This window comes from Vibrio tapetis subsp. quintayensis (assembly GCF_030409945.1).
Taxonomy (GTDB): Bacteria; Pseudomonadota; Gammaproteobacteria; order Enterobacterales; family Vibrionaceae; genus Vibrio; species Vibrio quintayensis.
Map to the genome: position 1 here is coordinate 26046 of NZ_JAUFQV010000032.1, position 17929 is coordinate 43974.

At 44.4% G+C, this 17929-nt stretch carries 14 protein-coding genes; 7 read left to right on the forward strand and 7 right to left on the reverse strand.

All coding sequences use genetic code 11. The features are described 5' to 3' along the window. The first annotated feature begins 88 nt into the window (after positions 1–88). The 6 genes from QWZ04_RS15780 (at position 89) to QWZ04_RS15805 (ending at position 7186) form a co-directional block, all read left to right on the forward strand. Complete coding sequence (locus tag QWZ04_RS15780; RefSeq protein WP_290329483.1) at positions 89–430, forward strand: cupin domain-containing protein; 342 nt, start codon at positions 89–91, stop codon at positions 428–430. A gap of 31 nt (positions 431–461) precedes the next feature. Further along, on the forward strand, positions 462–1394 hold the full coding sequence (gene kdgK / locus QWZ04_RS15785; protein ID WP_290329211.1) for a 2-dehydro-3-deoxygluconokinase: 933 nt from the start codon (positions 462–464) through the stop codon (positions 1392–1394). 25 nt (positions 1395–1419) lie between these two features. Beyond that, positions 1420–2043, forward strand: coding sequence for a bifunctional 4-hydroxy-2-oxoglutarate aldolase/2-dehydro-3-deoxy-phosphogluconate aldolase (locus QWZ04_RS15790; protein WP_290329213.1), 624 nt, complete (start codon positions 1420–1422; stop codon positions 2041–2043). Positions 2044–2531: 488 nt separating this feature from the next. Then, on the forward strand, positions 2532–4295 hold the full coding sequence (locus QWZ04_RS15795; protein ID WP_290329214.1) for a sodium:solute symporter family protein: 1764 nt from the start codon (positions 2532–2534) through the stop codon (positions 4293–4295). Between the two features lie 239 nt (positions 4296–4534). After that, on the forward strand, positions 4535–5968 hold the full coding sequence (gene nhaD / locus QWZ04_RS15800) for a sodium:proton antiporter NhaD (protein ID WP_290329215.1): 1434 nt from the start codon (positions 4535–4537) through the stop codon (positions 5966–5968). A 210-nt stretch (positions 5969–6178) separates the two neighbouring features. Continuing rightward, positions 6179–7186 carry a substrate-binding domain-containing protein gene (locus QWZ04_RS15805; RefSeq protein ID WP_290329216.1) on the forward strand — a complete coding sequence of 336 codons (1008 nt, stop codon included), beginning with the start codon at positions 6179–6181 and terminating at the stop codon, positions 7184–7186. A gap of 129 nt (positions 7187–7315) precedes the next feature. On the opposite strand, the gene galM is transcribed toward QWZ04_RS15805, so the two are convergent. The 5 genes from galM to QWZ04_RS15830 all read right to left on the reverse strand — a co-directional run bounded on the left by galM (position 7316) and on the right by QWZ04_RS15830 (position 13691). Next, the gene (gene galM / locus QWZ04_RS15810; RefSeq protein ID WP_290329217.1) at positions 7316–8338 is read right to left on the reverse strand and encodes a galactose-1-epimerase; all 1023 of its coding nucleotides are present in this window, start codon (positions 8336–8338) and stop codon (positions 7316–7318) included. A gap of 9 nt (positions 8339–8347) precedes the next feature. Further along, positions 8348–10483 (reverse strand): alpha-galactosidase, encoded by a 2136-nt coding sequence (locus QWZ04_RS15815; RefSeq protein WP_290329218.1) that lies wholly within the window; start codon positions 10481–10483, stop codon positions 8348–8350. Positions 10484–10596: 113 nt separating this feature from the next. Next, a complete protein-coding gene (locus QWZ04_RS15820; RefSeq protein ID WP_290329219.1) occupies positions 10597–11817 on the reverse strand; it encodes an ABC transporter substrate-binding protein in 1221 nt (406 codons plus the stop codon). A gap of 102 nt (positions 11818–11919) precedes the next feature. After that, the gene (locus QWZ04_RS15825; RefSeq protein ID WP_290329220.1) at positions 11920–12771 is read right to left on the reverse strand and encodes a carbohydrate ABC transporter permease; all 852 of its coding nucleotides are present in this window, start codon (positions 12769–12771) and stop codon (positions 11920–11922) included. Next, positions 12771–13691: a carbohydrate ABC transporter permease gene (locus QWZ04_RS15830; protein ID WP_290329221.1), complete on the reverse strand. Its 921-nt coding sequence runs from the start codon at positions 13689–13691 to the stop codon at positions 12771–12773. Before QWZ04_RS15830 ends, QWZ04_RS15825 begins: the two co-directional genes overlap by 1 nt. A gap of 309 nt (positions 13692–14000) precedes the next feature. Between QWZ04_RS15830 and QWZ04_RS15835 the strand changes: the two genes are divergently transcribed. Next, positions 14001–15095, forward strand: coding sequence for an ABC transporter ATP-binding protein (locus QWZ04_RS15835; protein WP_290329222.1), 1095 nt, complete (start codon positions 14001–14003; stop codon positions 15093–15095). 178 nt (positions 15096–15273) lie between these two features. Here QWZ04_RS15835 and QWZ04_RS15840 read toward each other — a convergent pair whose 3' ends face one another. Both QWZ04_RS15840 and QWZ04_RS15845 read right to left on the reverse strand, forming a co-directional pair. Then, positions 15274–16959 (reverse strand): methyl-accepting chemotaxis protein, encoded by a 1686-nt coding sequence (locus QWZ04_RS15840; protein ID WP_290329224.1) that lies wholly within the window; start codon positions 16957–16959, stop codon positions 15274–15276. 201 nt (positions 16960–17160) lie between these two features. After that, positions 17161–17850 carry a hypothetical protein gene (locus QWZ04_RS15845; protein WP_290329225.1) on the reverse strand — a complete coding sequence of 230 codons (690 nt, stop codon included), beginning with the start codon at positions 17848–17850 and terminating at the stop codon, positions 17161–17163. Between the last annotated feature and the right edge of the window lie 79 nt (positions 17851–17929).

Genomic DNA, 17929 nt, shown 5'->3' on the forward strand with positions numbered 1-17929 from the left:
ATATTACCAATGATATTGTATTACAAATAAGACTGGCGTTATATGATTACAACCATCAAAGAGACTGCTAATGATTAAGGGCACCACCATGTTAACTGACAACTTTTTCAACGCGGATGACCAGCCTTGGGAAATGATCTCGGATGGTGTCAAACGTAAAATTGTTGGATACACCGACGATTTAATGGCAGTACATATCAGCTTCGACAAAGGCGCTATTAGCCCGCCTCATGCTCATGAGATTCATGATCAGATAGGTTATGTCGTACGAGGCAGTTTCGAAGCCCAAATTGATGGTGAAACCAAAATCCTAAACGCTGGTGATGCTTACATCGCGAAAAAACACATGCAGCATGGCGCACGTGCTCTTGAACAAGACAGCGTTTTACTGGATATGTTTTCACCCTCTCGTGAAGATTTTTTAGGCTAATAAATATTTTAAGTTAAGGTGAGACAGACATATGACAACCTTTAAGATTGCCGTACTCGGCGAATGTATGGTCGAATTGCAAAAGAAAGGCGACCTAATTAAACGTACCTTTGGCGGCGATACGCTTAACACTGCACTTTATCTTTCTCGCCTAACTCAAGACCAAAATCTTGCGACCTCCTATGTAACGGCTCTTGGCAACGACCCTTTTAGCCAAGACATGCTTGCTAGCTGGCAAGAAGCTGGCGTTGACACTAGCTTAGTTGGCAAAGTCGACGGCAAGCAACCTGGCCTGTATTACATCGAGACTGATGAAACTGGCGAGCGTAGCTTCTTCTACTGGCGTAACGATGCCGCCGCTAAATTCGTATTCGATCAACCAGAAACTCCGGCTTTGATCGAAAAACTATTCGAATTTGACGCGCTATACCTAAGTGGTATTTCACTTGCTATTCTGACTAAAAACGGTAAAGAAGTTTTATTTAACTTCCTAGAGCAGTACCGTGAGCGCGGTGGCAAGGTTATTTTTGATAACAACTACCGTCCAAAACTTTGGGACTGTCGTCGTGACGCAATCGAAACCTACACTAAAATGCTAGGCTTCACTGACACCGCACTATTGACGTTTGACGATGAGCAAGAGCTTTACGGAGACCTGTACATCGAGCAATGCATCGAGCGTACAACAGAGGCTGGCGTTAAAGAGATTGTAATCAAGCGCGGCAGCAAAGACTGTCTGGTTATTGAAGACGGTAAAGGCGAATACGTGCCACCAACTCTAGTAAGCAATGTTGTTGATACAACCGCTGCGGGTGATTCATTCAGCGCTGGTTACTTAGCTAAACGCCTATGTGGCGGTACTCCAATTCAATCAGCTGCTGCAGGTCACATCGTTGCAGGCGCTGTAATTCAACACCAAGGCGCGATCATTCCTGCCGATGCAATGCCAACCCTAGACTTATAATTTTTTGATTAAAGAGAATACGAATATGGCAACTTTAGAACAACAACTTGCAGCTCTTAAAGTAATCCCTGTAATTGCAATCAATAAAGCAGAAGACGCAATTCCACTAGGCCGTACATTGGTTGAAAATGGCATGCCTTGTGCTGAAATCACTCTACGTACTGAGTGTGCAATTGAAGCTATCCGTTTAATGCGTAAAGAATTCCCAGAAATGCTAATCGGTTCTGGTACCGTTTTGACTAACGCTCAAGTTGATGCATCAATTGAAGCTGGTGTTGATTTCATTGTAAGCCCGGGTTTTAACCCTCGCACAGTCCAATACTGCCTAGACAAAAATATCCCTATCGTACCTGGTGTTAACAACCCTAGCCTTGTTGAGCAAGCAATGGAGATGGGCCTAAAAACACTTAAGTTCTTCCCAGCTGAGCCATCTGGCGGCGTTGGCATGCTTAAAGCACTAACAGCCGTTTATCCAGTACAGTTCATGCCAACTGGTGGCGTTAGCGTTAAAAACATCGATGATTACTTAAACATCCCAGCAGTACTTGCTTGCGGTGGTACTTGGATGGTTCCAACCAAACTTATCGACGAAGGTAAGTGGGAAGAACTAGGCCAGTTAGTTGCTGATGCAGTAGCAACAGTAAAATAACCAAATTCTTATAATAATTAGTTCCAATTTTCTGTCGTATTAACTTTAGCGGGCCTTGGCCCGCTTTTTTTTCCTCTCCATCGACTGCTTCATCTGAACGCTCAGATTTCGCCTTCCGCCAAGATTAACTGTCCTGTAACGTCCGTCAATCCGTATCAATTGGGTTTTGATAATTAAACCCACAAAATAAGTCGTGTTGATTATCTCGAGCTTTACGACTAGTTTAGTGATGAAGAATACATCAACGCTCGATTTAATGCCCCTTTGTCAGGTAAATGTAAATTGTATGACAATATAAATGCAAAATTTGGGCTAAATTCATGATATTTCCACGACTCTCACAAAGCCTTACCGTTCATGGGCTCAGCGGATATATGTAACTATTTATTTCATGAGATCGTGATCACGCGCTGGGTATATTGTAGTACAAATTACCTCAACAACGCGCTATATTAACCACAGTTAATACTGACCTTTAAGGCTGAAACATGACCATAGATACGCTAGTTGTTCTTGCCTACTTCTTCTTTTTAGTAGCAATTGGATGGATGTTTAGAAAATTTACAACGTCAACCAGTGACTACTTCCGTGGGGGAGGCAAAATGTTGTGGTGGATGGTAGGTGCTACCGCTTTCATGACACAATTTTCAGCATGGACGTTTACGGGAGCCGCAGGACGCGCATTCAATGACGGTTTCGTTATTGTCATCCTATTCCTAGCCAACGCATTTGGCTATTTCATGAACTATATGTATTTCGCTCCGAAGTTCCGCCAACTACGTGTGGTAACAGCGATCGAAGCCATTCGTCAGCGTTTTGGTAAAACATCTGAACAGTTCTTTACGTGGGCGGGCATGCCAGACAGCTTAATATCTGCGGGTATTTGGTTGAACGGTCTAGCGATTTTCGTTGCAGCAGTATTTAACATCCCTATGGAAGCCACCATTGTGGTGACGGGTATGGTACTTGTATTGATGGCGGTAACGGGTGGCTCTTGGGCTGTTGTTGCATCTGACTTCATGCAAATGCTGGTTATCATGGCGGTAACAATTACTTGTGCAGTTGCTGCATACTTCCACGGTGGTGGTCTGACCAACATCGTAGCGAACTTTGATGGCGACTTCATGCTAGGTAACAACCTTAACTACATGAGTATCTTTATCCTTTGGGTAGTATTCATCTTCGTTAAGCAGTTTGGTGTTATGAACAACAGCATCAACGCATACCGTTACCTTTGTGCAAAAGACAGTGAAAACGCACGTAAAGCCGCTGGCCTTGCATGTATCCTTATGGTTGTTGGCCCACTTATTTGGTTCCTACCGCCTTGGTACGTAAGTGCATTCATGCCAGATTTCGCATTGGAGTACGCTTCAATGGGTGATAAAGCGGGTGATGCTGCATACCTTGCATTCGTTCAAAACGTAATGCCAGCAGGTATGGTTGGCCTACTGATGTCAGCAATGTTCGCGGCAACCATGTCTTCAATGGACTCTGGTTTGAACCGTAACGCTGGTATCTTCGTAATGAACTTCTACAGCCCGATTCTACGTAAAGAAGCAACACAACGTGAATTGGTTATTGTAAGTAAAATTACAACGATTGCTATGGGTCTCATCATCATCGCTATCGGCTTATTCATTAACTCATTACGTCACCTAAGCTTGTTCGACATTGTAATGAATGTTGGTGCTCTAATCGGTTTCCCAATGCTAATTCCTGTACTACTTGGTATGTGGATTCGTAAGACTCCAGATTGGGCGGGTTGGTCAACTCTGATTGTAGGTGGTTTCGTTTCTTACATCTTCGGCATCTCGCTACAAGCAGAAGACATCGAAAACCTATTTGGTATGGAAACGGCATTAACAGGACGTGAGTGGAGCGACTTGAAAGTTGGTCTAAGCTTGGCAGCACACGTTGTGTTCACCGGTGGCTACTTCATCATGACATCTCGCTTATACAAAGGCTTAACGCCAGAGCGTGAAAAAGAAGTCGACCAACTGTTTACTAATTGGAACACACCAATTGTCGCTGAAGGCGAAGAGCAACAGAACCTTGATACAAAACAACGTTCTATGCTTGGTAAACTGATCAGTACTGCTGGTTTCGGTATCCTTGCTATGGCATTGATTCCAAATGAACCAACAGGACGTCTACTGTTCTTGTTGTGTGGTTCAATGGTTCTGTGTGTTGGTATTCTACTTGTTAACGCAGCCAAGACTGGCTCAGGTCAAGCAGAAGCTGCATCAGAGTAATCAAAACTAGCAACACAATTTAAATACAAACCTCTGCATAGCAATATGCAGAGGTTTTTTATTTGCTCTCTACTTCGCAAAAACTCCCCTCGCTTAAGAAAACAAACCGAGACATGCAACAGCTCACGTTTATTTATCAATTTTTTAAATAAAATTTAACCATTCATAACAATCTTACCTGTAATGATGCTATTCGCCTGCTAAATTCTTTTCATATTCTCAAGGAGTTGAGTCATATTATGAAACTTGTGTTAATCCTATTGTCATCCTGTTTGGCCCTATTCTCTTGGCCCGCATTTTCTGCGGAGTCGTCCTTAGATTTTACAACTTCAATGGTCGGTTATTCGGCCCTTATTATTTTTGTTTTGGCCTATTCCTTGGTTATGGCAGAGGAATATCTCAAGCTTAAAAAGTCTAAACCCGTTCTGCTCGCCGCTGGATTAATTTGGATGATCATTGGCTTTGCTTATCAAGAAGCAGGGCAAATAGAAGTCGCCAAGCATGCGCTGGAACATAACCTATTAGAATACGCTCAGTTGTTGCTATTCCTACTTGTTGCGATGACCTATATCAACGCCATGGAAGAGAGAAGATTGTTTGATGCTCTACAATCATGGATGGTCAATAAAGGGTTTGATTTACGTTCACTGTTTTGGATTACCGGCATACTTTCATTTTTTATATCCCCTATCGCCGATAACCTAACCACTGCCCTTTTGATGTGTGCTGTTGTCATGAAAGTGGGCGGCGACAACGACCGTTTCATCAATTTAGCCTGTATTAATATCGTGGTAGCAGCGAATGCCGGTGGTGCATTCAGCCCATTTGGAGACATCACAACCTTAATGGTGTGGCAAACAGGCTTAGTAACTTTTAATCAATTTTTAAGCCTGTTCTTACCATCAGTCCTTAACTATTTAGTGCCAGCTTTGATCATGTCGTTCTTTATCCCTAAGGGGCATCCTTCGGCTTCCGGCGAAGTCATTGAATTAAAACGTGGTGCTAAGCGAATTGTCTTACTATTCCTATTGACCATAGGGACCGCAGTTGCCTTCCACGGCGTGCTGCACTTCCCACCGGTGATCGGCATGATGATGGGCCTGGCCTATTTGCAGTTCTTCAGCTACTTTTTACGCAAAACACTAAGAGGATCTTTGGCGAAAAAACGGGCTCGTGCGGAAGCATCCCACGATGAAGCCGCGTTAAAACGGTTGGGCTCGGTTGTTCCGTTTGATGTGTTCCAAAGGGTATCACGGGCCGAGTGGGACACATTATTGTTTTTCTACGGTGTGGTTATGTGTGTGGGGGGGTTAAGTCTTATTGGTTACTTGAGCGTCATTTCTGAAATCATGTATACCCAGTGGGACCCAATTCTGGCAAATACAGTCGTGGGCATCTTGTCCGCCATTGTTGATAACATTCCGGTGATGTTTGCTGTCTTAACCATGCAACCCGAAATGGATTTAGGTAACTGGCTACTCGTGACACTCACCGCCGGTGTGGGTGGCAGTTTGTTGTCGATTGGTTCAGCGGCAGGTGTGGCATTAATGGGAGCGGCACATGGTAAATACACCTTCTTCGGCCATTTAAAATGGGCTCCGGTGATTGCCATCGGCTATTTCGTTAGTATCGCGGCGCATTTGATGATCAACAGTCATTTATTTACTCCTTAACCAAACGAGTTAATGTCACTGAGTTTACAAGAGCGGTCTCCCCGCTCTTTTCTTTTGCCTTTGAATAAGATAAATGGGTAAACCTTTACACAAAACTAAACGCTTAAAATATAACAACTTAGGGTTAGACATCATGTATTCGTGTAACGTCGATTGCCATCATTGCATTTACGTAGTTTAATAGCTTAAGTAATACGAATAAGGAACGTTATGGCTACCATCAAAGATGTGGCTCGTGAAGCTGGGGTATCTGTTGCCACTGTGTCTCGCGTGATCAATAAATCTCCCAAAGCAAGTGCCAAATCCATCGAATCTGTTAGCCGTGCCATGAAAATGTTGGGTTATCGCCCAAATGCAAATGCACGAGCATTGGTAAGCCAAAGTACGAATACCGTCGGTGTGTTGGTCAGCGATGTCTCTGATCCTTTCTTCGGCACTATGGTTAAATCGGTCGATGAAGTCGCACACTCTCAAGGTAAACACATTCTGATTGGTAATGGCTACCACGATGAAAACGATGAACGAAGCGCCATTGAATTACTGATTAACAGCCGATGTGAAGCCCTCATCATTCACTCTAAAGCGTTATCTGATGAAGAGCTTATTGCTTATGCCAATGAAGTTAAGGGACTGGTCCTTGTCAACCGCCACATTCCAGAGCTAGCTCATCGCTGTATTTCGTTGGATAACTACCGTGGTGCTTATCTGGCAACAGAATACCTGATTCGTAATGGCCACCGACAAATTGCCTGCATTGGTTCTTCTCATAAAATTGAAGATGCCGACGAGCGCATTGCCGGTTACCTAGCCGCATTAAAAGACAATGATATTTCCTTGTCTTCAAGCTACATTGAATATGGCGAGCCAAACAGTGAGGGAGGCGAAGCGGCAATGACCAATCTGCTAACCAAATCCTTGCCTCTAACCGGCATTGTTGCTTATAACGACAATATCGCCGCCGGTGCCTTGTCTATTCTAGAAGAAAACGGCATTAAGGTACCAAGCCAAATGTCGATTATCGGCTTTGATGATGGCCTAATCGCTCGTTACGTTCACCCAAAACTCACCACGGTCCGTTATCCAATTAAGATGATGGCAGAAAAAGCTGCTCATCTTGCACTGGCGTTGGCCCAAGGAAACGCTCCAGAACCAGAGCCTATGATTTTCTCGCCAACATTGGTTAGGCGCGTTTCGGTAGATAAATGCCCAACCCCCTAAGCCGGTCTAACACTTAATTAACGATGTGATTAGAGCTTAATTAGATACAGAATCGAAATCGGAGCCTAGCGCTCCGATTTTTTTCATTCAGACATCTGCCGAACTGAGTCTTACTTGGCTAACCCTAGGCTAGAACTCAAATCGATAATGAGTGAAGTGACGATAGGTTTCCCCTGGTTCTAGAAAACAGCTTGGTTGCGGCCATTCCGGGTGATTAGGGGAATTAGGCAACATTTCCGACTCTAACGCGACACCTGCATAATCATCATATTCGCCACCTCCTCGCTTTGGATTACCTCCGAGCCAATTACCTGTATATAACTGCATGGCAGGTTGACTTGTCGTAACAAACAAGGAAATCGCACCGTCAGGAGATTTCACTGCCGCGCAAGGTTTTAGTTTGTCTCGGCTCGCATCCAGCAGAAAGGCGTGGTCGTATCCTTTCGCAGAACGTTGTTGTTCATCCTCAAGAAAACCCTTGGAAATAGGCCTCATTTTCCTAAAATCGAAATGGCTTGTTTCCACATCGACCAAATCCCCTAACGGAATTCCCGTCTCATTGATAGGTAGGTATTGGTCAGCCGAAATCTGTATTTGATGCTGTAAGATAGTGTCATCGTCACTTAAATTGAAATACGCATGGTTGGTCATCCCAACAAGAGTTAGGACATCAGTAGATGCTTCATATTCTATCTGTACTTCGTTTTCATCCGTCAGAACATAACGAGTTGAGACGATTAGATTACCAGGGAAACCTTGGTCACCATCCGGTGAATCTAACTCAAACACAACTTCATTATCTACTTGATGGGCGACACGCCAGCGGCGCTGATCAAACCCGTCTGGGCCGCCATGCAACGTATTACCCGCCTGGTTAGTCTTAAGTTGAATCACCTCACCGTTAAGTGAGAATTGACCATTTGCTATGCGGTTAGCATACCTCCCTACCGTAGTACCAATAAAAGCAGTCTGACGATAAAAATCTGCCATAGAACTAACGCCAATCAGCACCTCTTTGGGCTTATTTTCTAGGGGCAACCGACAACTCAACCAAGTTGCGCCAATGTCCATAAAGCTAGCGGTCACACCATTTACATTAGTTAAGGTGATGACCCGGGCCGGCTTGCCATCTTTTGCGAGTCCAGTGATCATTTTTGTTCCTTATATTCGAGTTAAATGCAGCATCATGGCGGCTTCGGGATCAAGGACAGGCAGGCTTAAACCATTGCGTTTTAGCACATCGCCGCTAACAACCAGCTCATTCTCTTTCAACCATTGAGGTTGTTTTTTCATTAATGCGGAACTGGTCTCAGGGAAATCCACCAGCTCAATACGGTAGTTAGCCTTGCTGTCTAGCCAGTCAAAAAGAATGTACTCAGGCAAAGCGTAATCAGGCATTGCTAACTGTGCGACCAATACCACCGCCTCATGTGGGTTGTGGACGCCATACACATTGCGCCGTTGGTCGTTATTATCTAGATAAAATGTCTCACCTGTATGCAGTAAATGCCTAAAGCGCTTATGCAGCTGTATGTAATGTGAAAACTGTTGTTTTTCGTGCTCACTCTCTTTAACTGGATCAAGCTCAACCCCCATATGACCGGTTAGAGCGGTTAATCCACGCCAATGAATGTCGTGCGTGCGTCTTGTTGTGTGGCTTTGTTTCGGGCCAATATGTGCGCCCATCACTTCTGGCGGCATAAACAGACTCAAATAGCGCTGCATAGTTTGGCGCTCTAACGCATCGTTACAGTCTGAGGTCCAAAAGCGGTAGGTGTGATGCAGAATTTGATAGTCGATTCGAGCACCGCCAGAAGAACACGACTCAAATTCAACCAATGGGTGCGCCGTGGTGATTTTTTGGAACAACCGGTACATCGCTTTAGTTTGACCGTGAATCGCCGCTCGGCCTAAATGGCTAGCCTGTACGATTTCTCGGTTCATGTCCCACTTCACGTATCTTATTTGGTGATTACTGAGCAGGTTATCTAAGTGCTCATACAAGTAATCAAAACATTGTGGGTTTTGTAGGTTTAAAACCAACTGATTTCGACCCGTGGTCACAGGATAATTGGCCGTAGCAAGTAACCATTCTGGATGCGCACGGTACAAGTCTGACTCTTGGTTCACCATTTCTGGTTCAACCCAGATACCAAACTCCATGTCGAGGTTGATCACATGATCAATCACCGGGGTTAGCCCATTCGGGTATTTTTTGGTATCCAAGACCCAATCACCAAGCGCAGAAGTATCGTCGTTTCGGCCTTTGAACCAACCATCGTCGATGATAAATCGCTCTACGCCAATTGCTGCAGCTTGTGTCGCCATCTCACAGATATACGCAGGGTCATGATCAAAGTAGATCCCCTCCCATGTGTTGAGGTGCACTGGTCGTACTTTGCTGCTATCAAACAATAACACTTCGTCACGCACAAATTGATGGTTCACCGCTCGAATGCCGTTCATACCGGATTCGCTGTAGGCACAATACAAAATAGGCGTGGTGTAGCTTTGATTTTGCCCAAGTGCTATTTCCCCTGCGGCGAGCAGCTCCCCAAACTGAACCAAACGTCGGCCATCACTTTTTACATCGGCGCGCCAATGATGATTGCCGCTCCAGCCTAAATGAAACGACCATACTTCGCCGAGTTGATCAGTGAAGTTAGGAGTACCCATCAAACAACCAGGGAAGTATTCGTGAGACGTTCTGCCACGGCGATTTTCTTGATGAAAGCCACCGTGAGAAATAGTATGTCGTTGAGGTTGAAACTCTCGGCTCCAACGCCCGTGTAACGCCATGCACTCTTGCGCGCGGTGCGGCAATGGCATGGTTATGGATAATTGATTAAGTTGATACGCTTGCTCAGCTAGGTTTGTCACCGTTATCGAATGAGAAAGTACCCCGGTTGTTGGGTGTAGAGAGAGCAATATGATGATCTCTAACTGAGCATGCTCATCTCGACAGCTTATCTTTACTTCATTCTTTAGCTCTATCGATGACTGTAAATTTTCGGTACCTGAAACAGTAAAAATTGGTGCCCAATCTTGGCCAACACGATGCCCCTCGATGCCCGAACGTCCAAAGTAGCCACGCCCCAACTCAGGACACAAACTAATTGGAATATCGTGATCCAATCTTGCTTGGCCAATGCCTCTGTCCATCGTAGCTGCCATTGCATCAAACGCCGCTTCATCCAAAGGCATAATAGATTTCCCCCAGTAAAGTATTTCTGGAGACGGTGTTAAACGCACCACTAAACTGGTGACACGACTGTGTAACTGAACAAAGTTTGGCATTAATTCTTCCTCAATAACGCATGTAGCTGTTGTGTTTACTCAGGCACAAAAAAGGCCGCAGCCGAGTGGCTACGACCTATAAGGTAACGTTGGACCTGTGCTAATTTCCGCGGTTATTTAAACGTTCTTTTACGAGCTTTTTCCAAACGTTTCAGGATTTTATCAAGACGCTCCGGATGTACCATGAACTCTTGGAATCCTTTCATGCCTTCTTTTGCCATCGCCGGATCAGTATCACGGTCGTAGAACTGCGCTGTACCCGCAGAAGAAGCGAGCATTTCAACGCCTTTGTTCAAGAACTCGTCGTCTTTTGCTTTTGCCTTGTTATTGGTCGGGATTTGCAGCATCAACTTATTGATAAGCTCTTGGTTCTCAGCACGAGCAACAAACTCAAGAAATTTACGCGCATCAACTTTGTTTTTCGCTTTCGATGGAATGTGAACCGTATCCATAGGCGCATCTTCTGCCATCGGAACATTCTTATCGATCACAGGGAACTGGAAGAAGCCCATTTTGCCATCAAGATCCGCAGGGAAACTTGGCGTGATAAAGTTACCAATCAAGTACATTGCTGCTTGGCCGTTGTATAGGAAAGGCTGTGCTTCTTGCCAAGAGTACGATGCATGGTTTTCTAAGAAGTAACCTGGCTCAACAAGTTCAGCCCAATTAGCGAATGTTTTCTTAACGCGGTCATCGGTATACGGGATTTTTCCATCCATAAGATCGATATGGAAATCCAAGCCGTTGGTGCGTAAGTTCAAGTAATCAAACCAACCCGCAGCGGTCCAAAGGTACTTAGTACCAATAGAGAACGGCGCAACTTCATTTGCTTTCAACGTTGCACTTGCCGCTTTTAGTTCTTCCCACGTTTTAGGTTCTGCGATGCCGTATTTAGCAAAGATGTCTTTACGGTAGTAAATACCCCATTGGTAATACGTGTATGGCACTCCATATTGCTTACCATTAACCGTCATTGCTGGCGCGGCGGCAGCAAAGTCTTGCTTCATGTTTTTATCTGTCCACAGATCACTTACGTCTTCAAATAAGCCGCGATCTACGAACGTCTTCATACGGTTACCCGCGTACCAGAAAACCACATCCGGCGGCGAAGTCACCAACCAGTTACGTATTGTGGTTTTGTACGCTTCATGGTCGTACAGATTATATTTAACAGTGACATCTGGGTTCTCCATTTCGAAGCGTTTGATTATTTCTCCCCACGCTTCTTTTGGAGCTGGATCCGATGCATCAGAGTTGATCACCAAAGTACCAGCAGTAGCGGATAGCGCAGCGGTGAGGGTAATCGCCGCGGTCAAATGTTTCACGTATTTCATAATAAGGTCCTTGTACTAGAGCACGTGCTCATTTATGGTCCAATTTTTATTGTTATTACTTCGTGTGTTGCGTTTTTAGAGGGGGTAAGGGTGTTACCACTGCTATCCCTTTGTTGCCCCTAAAGTTAATCCTGCTATGAAGTGACGTTGCATCGTAAAGAACAACACCACTGGTGGGATCGCAGCAACAACCGCGCCCGCCGACATAAATTGCCAAGATGCTAACCACTGCCCTTGCAGTGAGCTAAGCCCTGCTGTTACTGGTCGAACTTCATCGCTCTGTACCAGCACTAATGCCCAAAAGAAATCATTCCAAATAAAGGTAAAAACGAGTACCGATAACGCAGCAAGCGCAGGTCGTACGAGTGGTAGCACCACGTGCCAGAAAATTCGCCATTCATTCACTCCCTCTACACGCGCCGCCTCTATCAAGGCGTCCGGAATACCAACGATAAAGTTCCGCATAAACAAGGTACAAAACCCGGTCTGGAAAGCGATGTGGAAGAAAATAAGCGCCCAATGCGTATCATAAATGCCGAAAGCAATCGTGATATCTCGCACCGGAATCATTAAAATTTGAAATGGAACAAAGTTACCGGCAATGAATATGGCAAAAACCCAGATATTGGCTTTAAAGCGATATTTCGCTAGCGCGTACCCACCTAACGTAGACAGGGCCACGGCTCCTGCAACCGCTGGCAGGGTGATGATCAAACTGTTCATCAAGTACTGCCCCATGGCAGTAGAAGTAAACACCTGCGTGTAGTTTTCAATAAAATTAAAGCTGCTCGGCCAACCCCAATAGTTACCTTTGTTAATGTCTTCCATTGATCGAATAGACGTCATCATTACCGCGATAAGTGGCAGCAACCACATGATAATGGAGATCGGCAACGCTACTCGATAACTGATATTGGTGAAGCGTCCTGCTTTTTGAATCGGATGTGGATACATTATTTTTCACTCCTCAACATACGCCACAAGAAGTAAGCGATATAAACATCCATGATAAGGAACAACACTACAGAGACTGCCGCGCCATAACCCATACGATAGTTAAAGATAGATTCTTCATACATTTGATACGCAAGAACGGTCGAGCTACCCCAGGGACCACCAGCGGTCATGGTTGCAACCAAGTCGAACGAACGCAGTGCACCGATAACCGTAACCACAACGGCAATAAAGGTTGCTGGTCTTAATTGAGGTAATACGATATACCAAAGCATGCGCCATTTTTTGGCACCATCAAGACGAGCAGCTTCAAGCTGTTCCGGGTCAAGATTGTTTAAGCCTGTGAGGTACAAAATCATGCAATACGAAATTTGAGGCCATAAGCCGGCAGCAATAATCCCGTAGGTCACGTAGTCTTCGTTGGCTAAGATAGAAATCGGTTCCATTCCAAAGGCGCCAAGCACAATGTTAAAGAGACCAAAACTTGGATCATAAAACCAAGCGAACACTAAACCAACAACCACTTGTGAAATAACAAACGGAAAGAAGAATAACGATTTAACGATACGAATACCGCGAACTTGCTGATTAAGAAAAAGTGCAATTGCTAACCCACATGGTGGAGCAAGCATAAAGAATATCAGCCATAAAAAGTTGTTCTTGAGCGACGTATAAAATGCCTCGGAATCAAACAACTCCACATAGTTACCCAACCCAACCCATGTTTTGTCACCTAACCCATCCCACTCAAAAAAACTGAGCCAGATACTGTCAGCGATTGGGTACATGACATAAACCATGAAAATCGTGATAGCAGGAGCAAGGAACAACCAAGGTGTCACCTTGTTACTTATGCGTCTTTTTTTACGAGCCGAAGCCATTCGGTTCTCTGGGTATATCGTTTTCACTGAAGGTTCCATTTTTTGCTAAATCCCCTTTACATGGACACCAAACCTAACTGCAGACGCTCATATAAACTTTCTTCACTCATTTCAGTTGAAAGCTAATGAATATCGACTCAGTTAAGCGCCTCTGAGATTTATAATAGAAGTATTAATAAGATTTAGCACACTTAATGCTCGATAATGTAAACGTTACCACAAAAAATACACTTTTTTGCTATCGAAGCATGATCCGAGTCAACCTTTGATAACAACGCGCTAACAAATGAGCAGGGTTTCGGTATGTTTAATAGGAGAAATGATTTAAGGCTTACCTAGGAGGTAAAAATGGCAGACATAAAGCTACAACAAGTGATCAAACGTTTTGGTGAGGTCGAGACCATTCACGGTATTGACTTAGATATTAACAATGGCGAGTTTGTGGTCTTTGTTGGGCCGTCCGGCTGTGGTAAGTCAACCTTGCTGCGTTTAATCGCAGGGCTAGAAGAGATCACCGAAGGCAGTATCCACATTGACAATGAGTTAGTGAACGATGTTGATCCGGCGGAACGTGGCGTTGCGATGGTATTCCAATCCTATGCTCTATATCCGCACATGACGGTAGAGCAAAATATGGGTTTTGGCTTAAAAATGACCGGTCATCCTGTCGAAGAAATCGACAAGCTCGTCACGATGGCGGCTAAGACACTGCAACTGGACAAACTACTTGATCGCAAACCAAAAGAGCTTTCTGGTGGTCAGCGCCAACGTGTTGCTATCGGCCGTGCCATTGTTAGAAACCCAAAAGTTTTCCTATTTGATGAACCGCTATCCAACCTTGATGCTGAGCTTCGAGTTGAAATGCGACTTCAAATTGCCAAATTGCACCAAGAACTTAAAAATACAATGGTTTACGTAACTCACGACCAAGTAGAAGCCATGACATTGGCAGACAAAATTGTGGTCCTGAGAGACGGAAATGTCGAACAAGTGGGCTCTCCATTGGAGCTATACCACAAACCTAAAAACCTGTTCGTCGCCGGTTTTATTGGCTCACCAAAAATGAACTTCATCCCAACGAAAGTGGTGTCAGAAAACGAACACACCATCGAGCTACAAACCGATGATAAGCAAATTTTAATGGTGCCTAGGCCATCAAGTGCCTCTTGGGTTGGTAAAGCCATAACTTTCGGTATTCGCCCGGAACACCTGCTTATCGAAGAACAATCCGATATCAAGCTGACTTTCCATAGTGAAGTCGTAGAACGTCTTGGGAACAGTACCTACATGTTTGGTCAATCTGCTGGCGTTGAAAGCTTTAAAGTTCACCTCCCCGGCGATCAAGAAGTGGCTCGCTACCAAACACTAGAGCTGAGCTGTCGTAAAGAAGATGTGCATTTGTTTGATGAAAACGAAGTGTGTGTCTCTAGCCTAGGTACTTAAATAGGCGCACAAATAGCCAATCTATAAGCCTAAATATCAGATCAAAGGGTAACCATATGGTTACCCTTTTTGTTTTTAACGATTTATTCTTGCCCAATTACTCATAAAAATATTGTTAATAAACCATTAAACAGCCATACAAAACAAGACGCCGACAGCATGTAAACGTTATCACAAGTCAGACTTTAAACTGACCCATGAGCTGCTTGAGATCTTGAGCGTAGCCATTCAAATTGTCCGTTCTCTGCGAAGTCACTTCTGAACTATGCAATACTTTTGCACCAGACTCCTTAATCGCTTCAAGGTTTTGGCTTATTTGTTCCGCTACCACCGATTGCTCTTCACTTGCCGTCGCGATTTGAGTGTTCATTTTGCTGATTTCACCCACGACTTCAGTAATGCTGGCAAAGGCTTCTTTCGTTCTAACCGCATGGCTCACGCTTTCGGCGACGCAACCTGTACTTTCTTGAATAGATTCTACTGCCGAGGTTGCATGCACCTGCAGCTCACCGATCAACTTTTGGATTTCTTGTGTGGCGTCCTGAGTTCTCCCTGCGAGAGCTCTCACTTCATCGGCAACTACAGCAAACCCTCGCCCTTGCTCACCGGCCCTCGCAGACTCAATCGCAGCGTTGAGTGCCAATAAGTTGGTTTGTTCTGCAATACTGTTTATCACTTGGACAATCCCGCCAATCTCAGCGGTGCTTTCTTTCACAGTGTCCATCTTCTCTGAAGACGCTTCGGAAATCTTCGCTAACTTTTCGTTGGCGGTTTCGGTTATGACTACCGTGGAGTTTCCTTGTTGTAGTTGATCGTCGGCTTGATCCGTCGCCGAGGCAGCACCATTTGCGCTAGACGCCACTTCATTCACCGTTGCGGCCATTTCGCTCATCGCGGTGGCAACTTGTTCGGTATTTTGCTGCTGGCTATAAATGGCTTGGCTATTGGCTTCCGTTAGTTGATTCACTTCTTCCACCAAGCGCGTAATTTTTTCTGCACTTTGTGCAACGTTATGCATTGTCTTTCTTAATGTCCCTGCCATTAAGCTCATCGAACTCAGTAATTGCCCCACTTCATCTTTGCTGGTTGGCTTAATATCACGGCTAAAATCGCCGTGCGCCATATGATCAGCCAGATTTGCGGCCTGTTTAAGGGGAATCGAAATACTTCGGCTCAGTAATACTCCTATGCCGAGCCCCACCAATGCAGAAATACTGGCAATCAAAATCATGCCTTTTAGTGCCATTTCTTCTTCATGCTGAGTATATAAAATCGAATCTTCAGTCACTTTTTCTAATGCCAACAAAAATGAACTAAGCTCATGATTTAATTCATCCTGTTCGGATTCTAGTTGCGCTACTACGCCATCAATGGATGCGGTTTCGCCATGAGTAATGGCATCAAGAACCTGAAATGAATGCTTTTCGTAATCTTTGTGTTCTTGCTTGATGCGCTCGAGGTCTTTAAGTAGCTTCTGTTCAATGGCAAGAATCTCTGGCGTCAACGCGTGGCTCATCGCCTTTATTAAAATATCCTTGGCCTGCTCTAATTCTTTATCCACCTCTTCACCTAAACGATGATTTTCTTGTTCAAGACTTTTGATTTCTGCTAGAGAGTGATCTCCACTGACTTGGGCGTAACGTAACGCTTTTTCTAACACCACTGCGGATTCTAATTGTTTGATGGTGATGTCACTGGTAATTTGTACCAACGGCATGTTTTCTTGCGCAATGCCTTCAATCTCGTGGCCGACCAAACTCATTTTGGAAACCGCATACCCTGCAGTAATGGCTAGAAGCACTAACATAATGCTAATAAGCACCAAAACTTTTCGGCTAATCGCAAGATCTCGCAACCATTGCATGGCATTTTCCTTATCAATTAAGTGACGATTATTTCTTCGCTTTATTGATAACAGTGTAGAAGCCAAATCAGGTTTTACTAATAAACACGATGTTTGTTCCCTTAACTTTGAGTCACCTTTCCCTAGGACGCCAACCCGTGATAGCCTTTGGGGTACAAAAAAACCGCCTCTCGACGGTTTGTTTTATTCATCATGCATGTACTAACTCACGATAGAATCGTCCTGAGGTTGGGCTTCAGGTTTTTGCTCAAATTCGCAATACAACCTAAACGTAAATACCGTCAGTATCGAGATAAGTACAGACTCAAACGCACCGGATAAAAACCGAGTCATTGGGTTCAGCAACTCTGTAATTTCAAGAAATTGATCAATCGCTATAATTGGCAGTGCTTGTACGATCATCACAAGCAAGTATCCACCTAAAATTGGCCATTGATATTGTTTGGTTTTTTCCCAGCTTGCTTGCAAAGATTCAAAGGCAGTTTTCCCTTCAAATAAGCAGTAGTACTCAGCAATGCACAAACGTGACATGATAATTAGGCCAGGGATCACTAACAAAATGAAACCAAACATGATGCTTAAACCTGCACATAAATAAATGGCAGCTAATCGCAAGTAAGCCGCTGCTCCCAACTTATAGCAGTCCGATACAGATAGACCCTCACCCGTGACTTGGGATTTCAACATCATGATCAATGCGGCTTGGAAGATAGGCAGTAGCAACAAAGGCCCCCAAATCAATAACGATTGCAAGGGGGAGGTGGAATCAAAGTCCACAAAGGCATTGAATGTTTCGCTAATGGCAATGGATGGGATTAATACGGTAAAAATCGCGGTAAGATTTTGTCGAAAAAAGTACCATGACTCTCGACAAAGCTGCATCACGTTCATTTGTTATCCTTAATTCATGTCAGCGCTGCAAGTATCCGGACGCGCTTTTTTGGAAAAGAAAACAAACATATAGTGATCA

Coding starts and splice junctions, on each gene's coding strand:
- QWZ04_RS15780 (WP_290329483.1), top strand. CDS start 89: ATGTTAACTGACAACTTTTTCAACGCGGATGACCAGCCTTGGGAAATG.
- kdgK (WP_290329211.1), top strand. CDS start 462: ATGACAACCTTTAAGATTGCCGTACTCGGCGAATGTATGGTCGAATTG.
- QWZ04_RS15790 (WP_290329213.1), top strand. CDS start 1,420: ATGGCAACTTTAGAACAACAACTTGCAGCTCTTAAAGTAATCCCTGTA.
- QWZ04_RS15795 (WP_290329214.1), top strand. CDS start 2,532: ATGACCATAGATACGCTAGTTGTTCTTGCCTACTTCTTCTTTTTAGTA.
- nhaD (WP_290329215.1), top strand. CDS start 4,535: ATGAAACTTGTGTTAATCCTATTGTCATCCTGTTTGGCCCTATTCTCT.
- QWZ04_RS15805 (WP_290329216.1), top strand. CDS start 6,179: ATGGCTACCATCAAAGATGTGGCTCGTGAAGCTGGGGTATCTGTTGCC.
- galM (WP_290329217.1), bottom strand. CDS start 8,338: ATGATCACTGGACTCGCAAAAGATGGCAAGCCGGCCCGGGTCATCACC.
- QWZ04_RS15815 (WP_290329218.1), bottom strand. CDS start 10,483: ATGCCAAACTTTGTTCAGTTACACAGTCGTGTCACCAGTTTAGTGGTG.
- QWZ04_RS15820 (WP_290329219.1), bottom strand. CDS start 11,817: ATGAAATACGTGAAACATTTGACCGCGGCGATTACCCTCACCGCTGCG.
- QWZ04_RS15825 (WP_290329220.1), bottom strand. CDS start 12,771: ATGTATCCACATCCGATTCAAAAAGCAGGACGCTTCACCAATATCAGT.
- QWZ04_RS15830 (WP_290329221.1), bottom strand. CDS start 13,691: ATGGAACCTTCAGTGAAAACGATATACCCAGAGAACCGAATGGCTTCG.
- QWZ04_RS15835 (WP_290329222.1), top strand. CDS start 14,001: ATGGCAGACATAAAGCTACAACAAGTGATCAAACGTTTTGGTGAGGTC.
- QWZ04_RS15840 (WP_290329224.1), bottom strand. CDS start 16,959: ATGCAATGGTTGCGAGATCTTGCGATTAGCCGAAAAGTTTTGGTGCTT.
- QWZ04_RS15845 (WP_290329225.1), bottom strand. CDS start 17,850: ATGAACGTGATGCAGCTTTGTCGAGAGTCATGGTACTTTTTTCGACAA.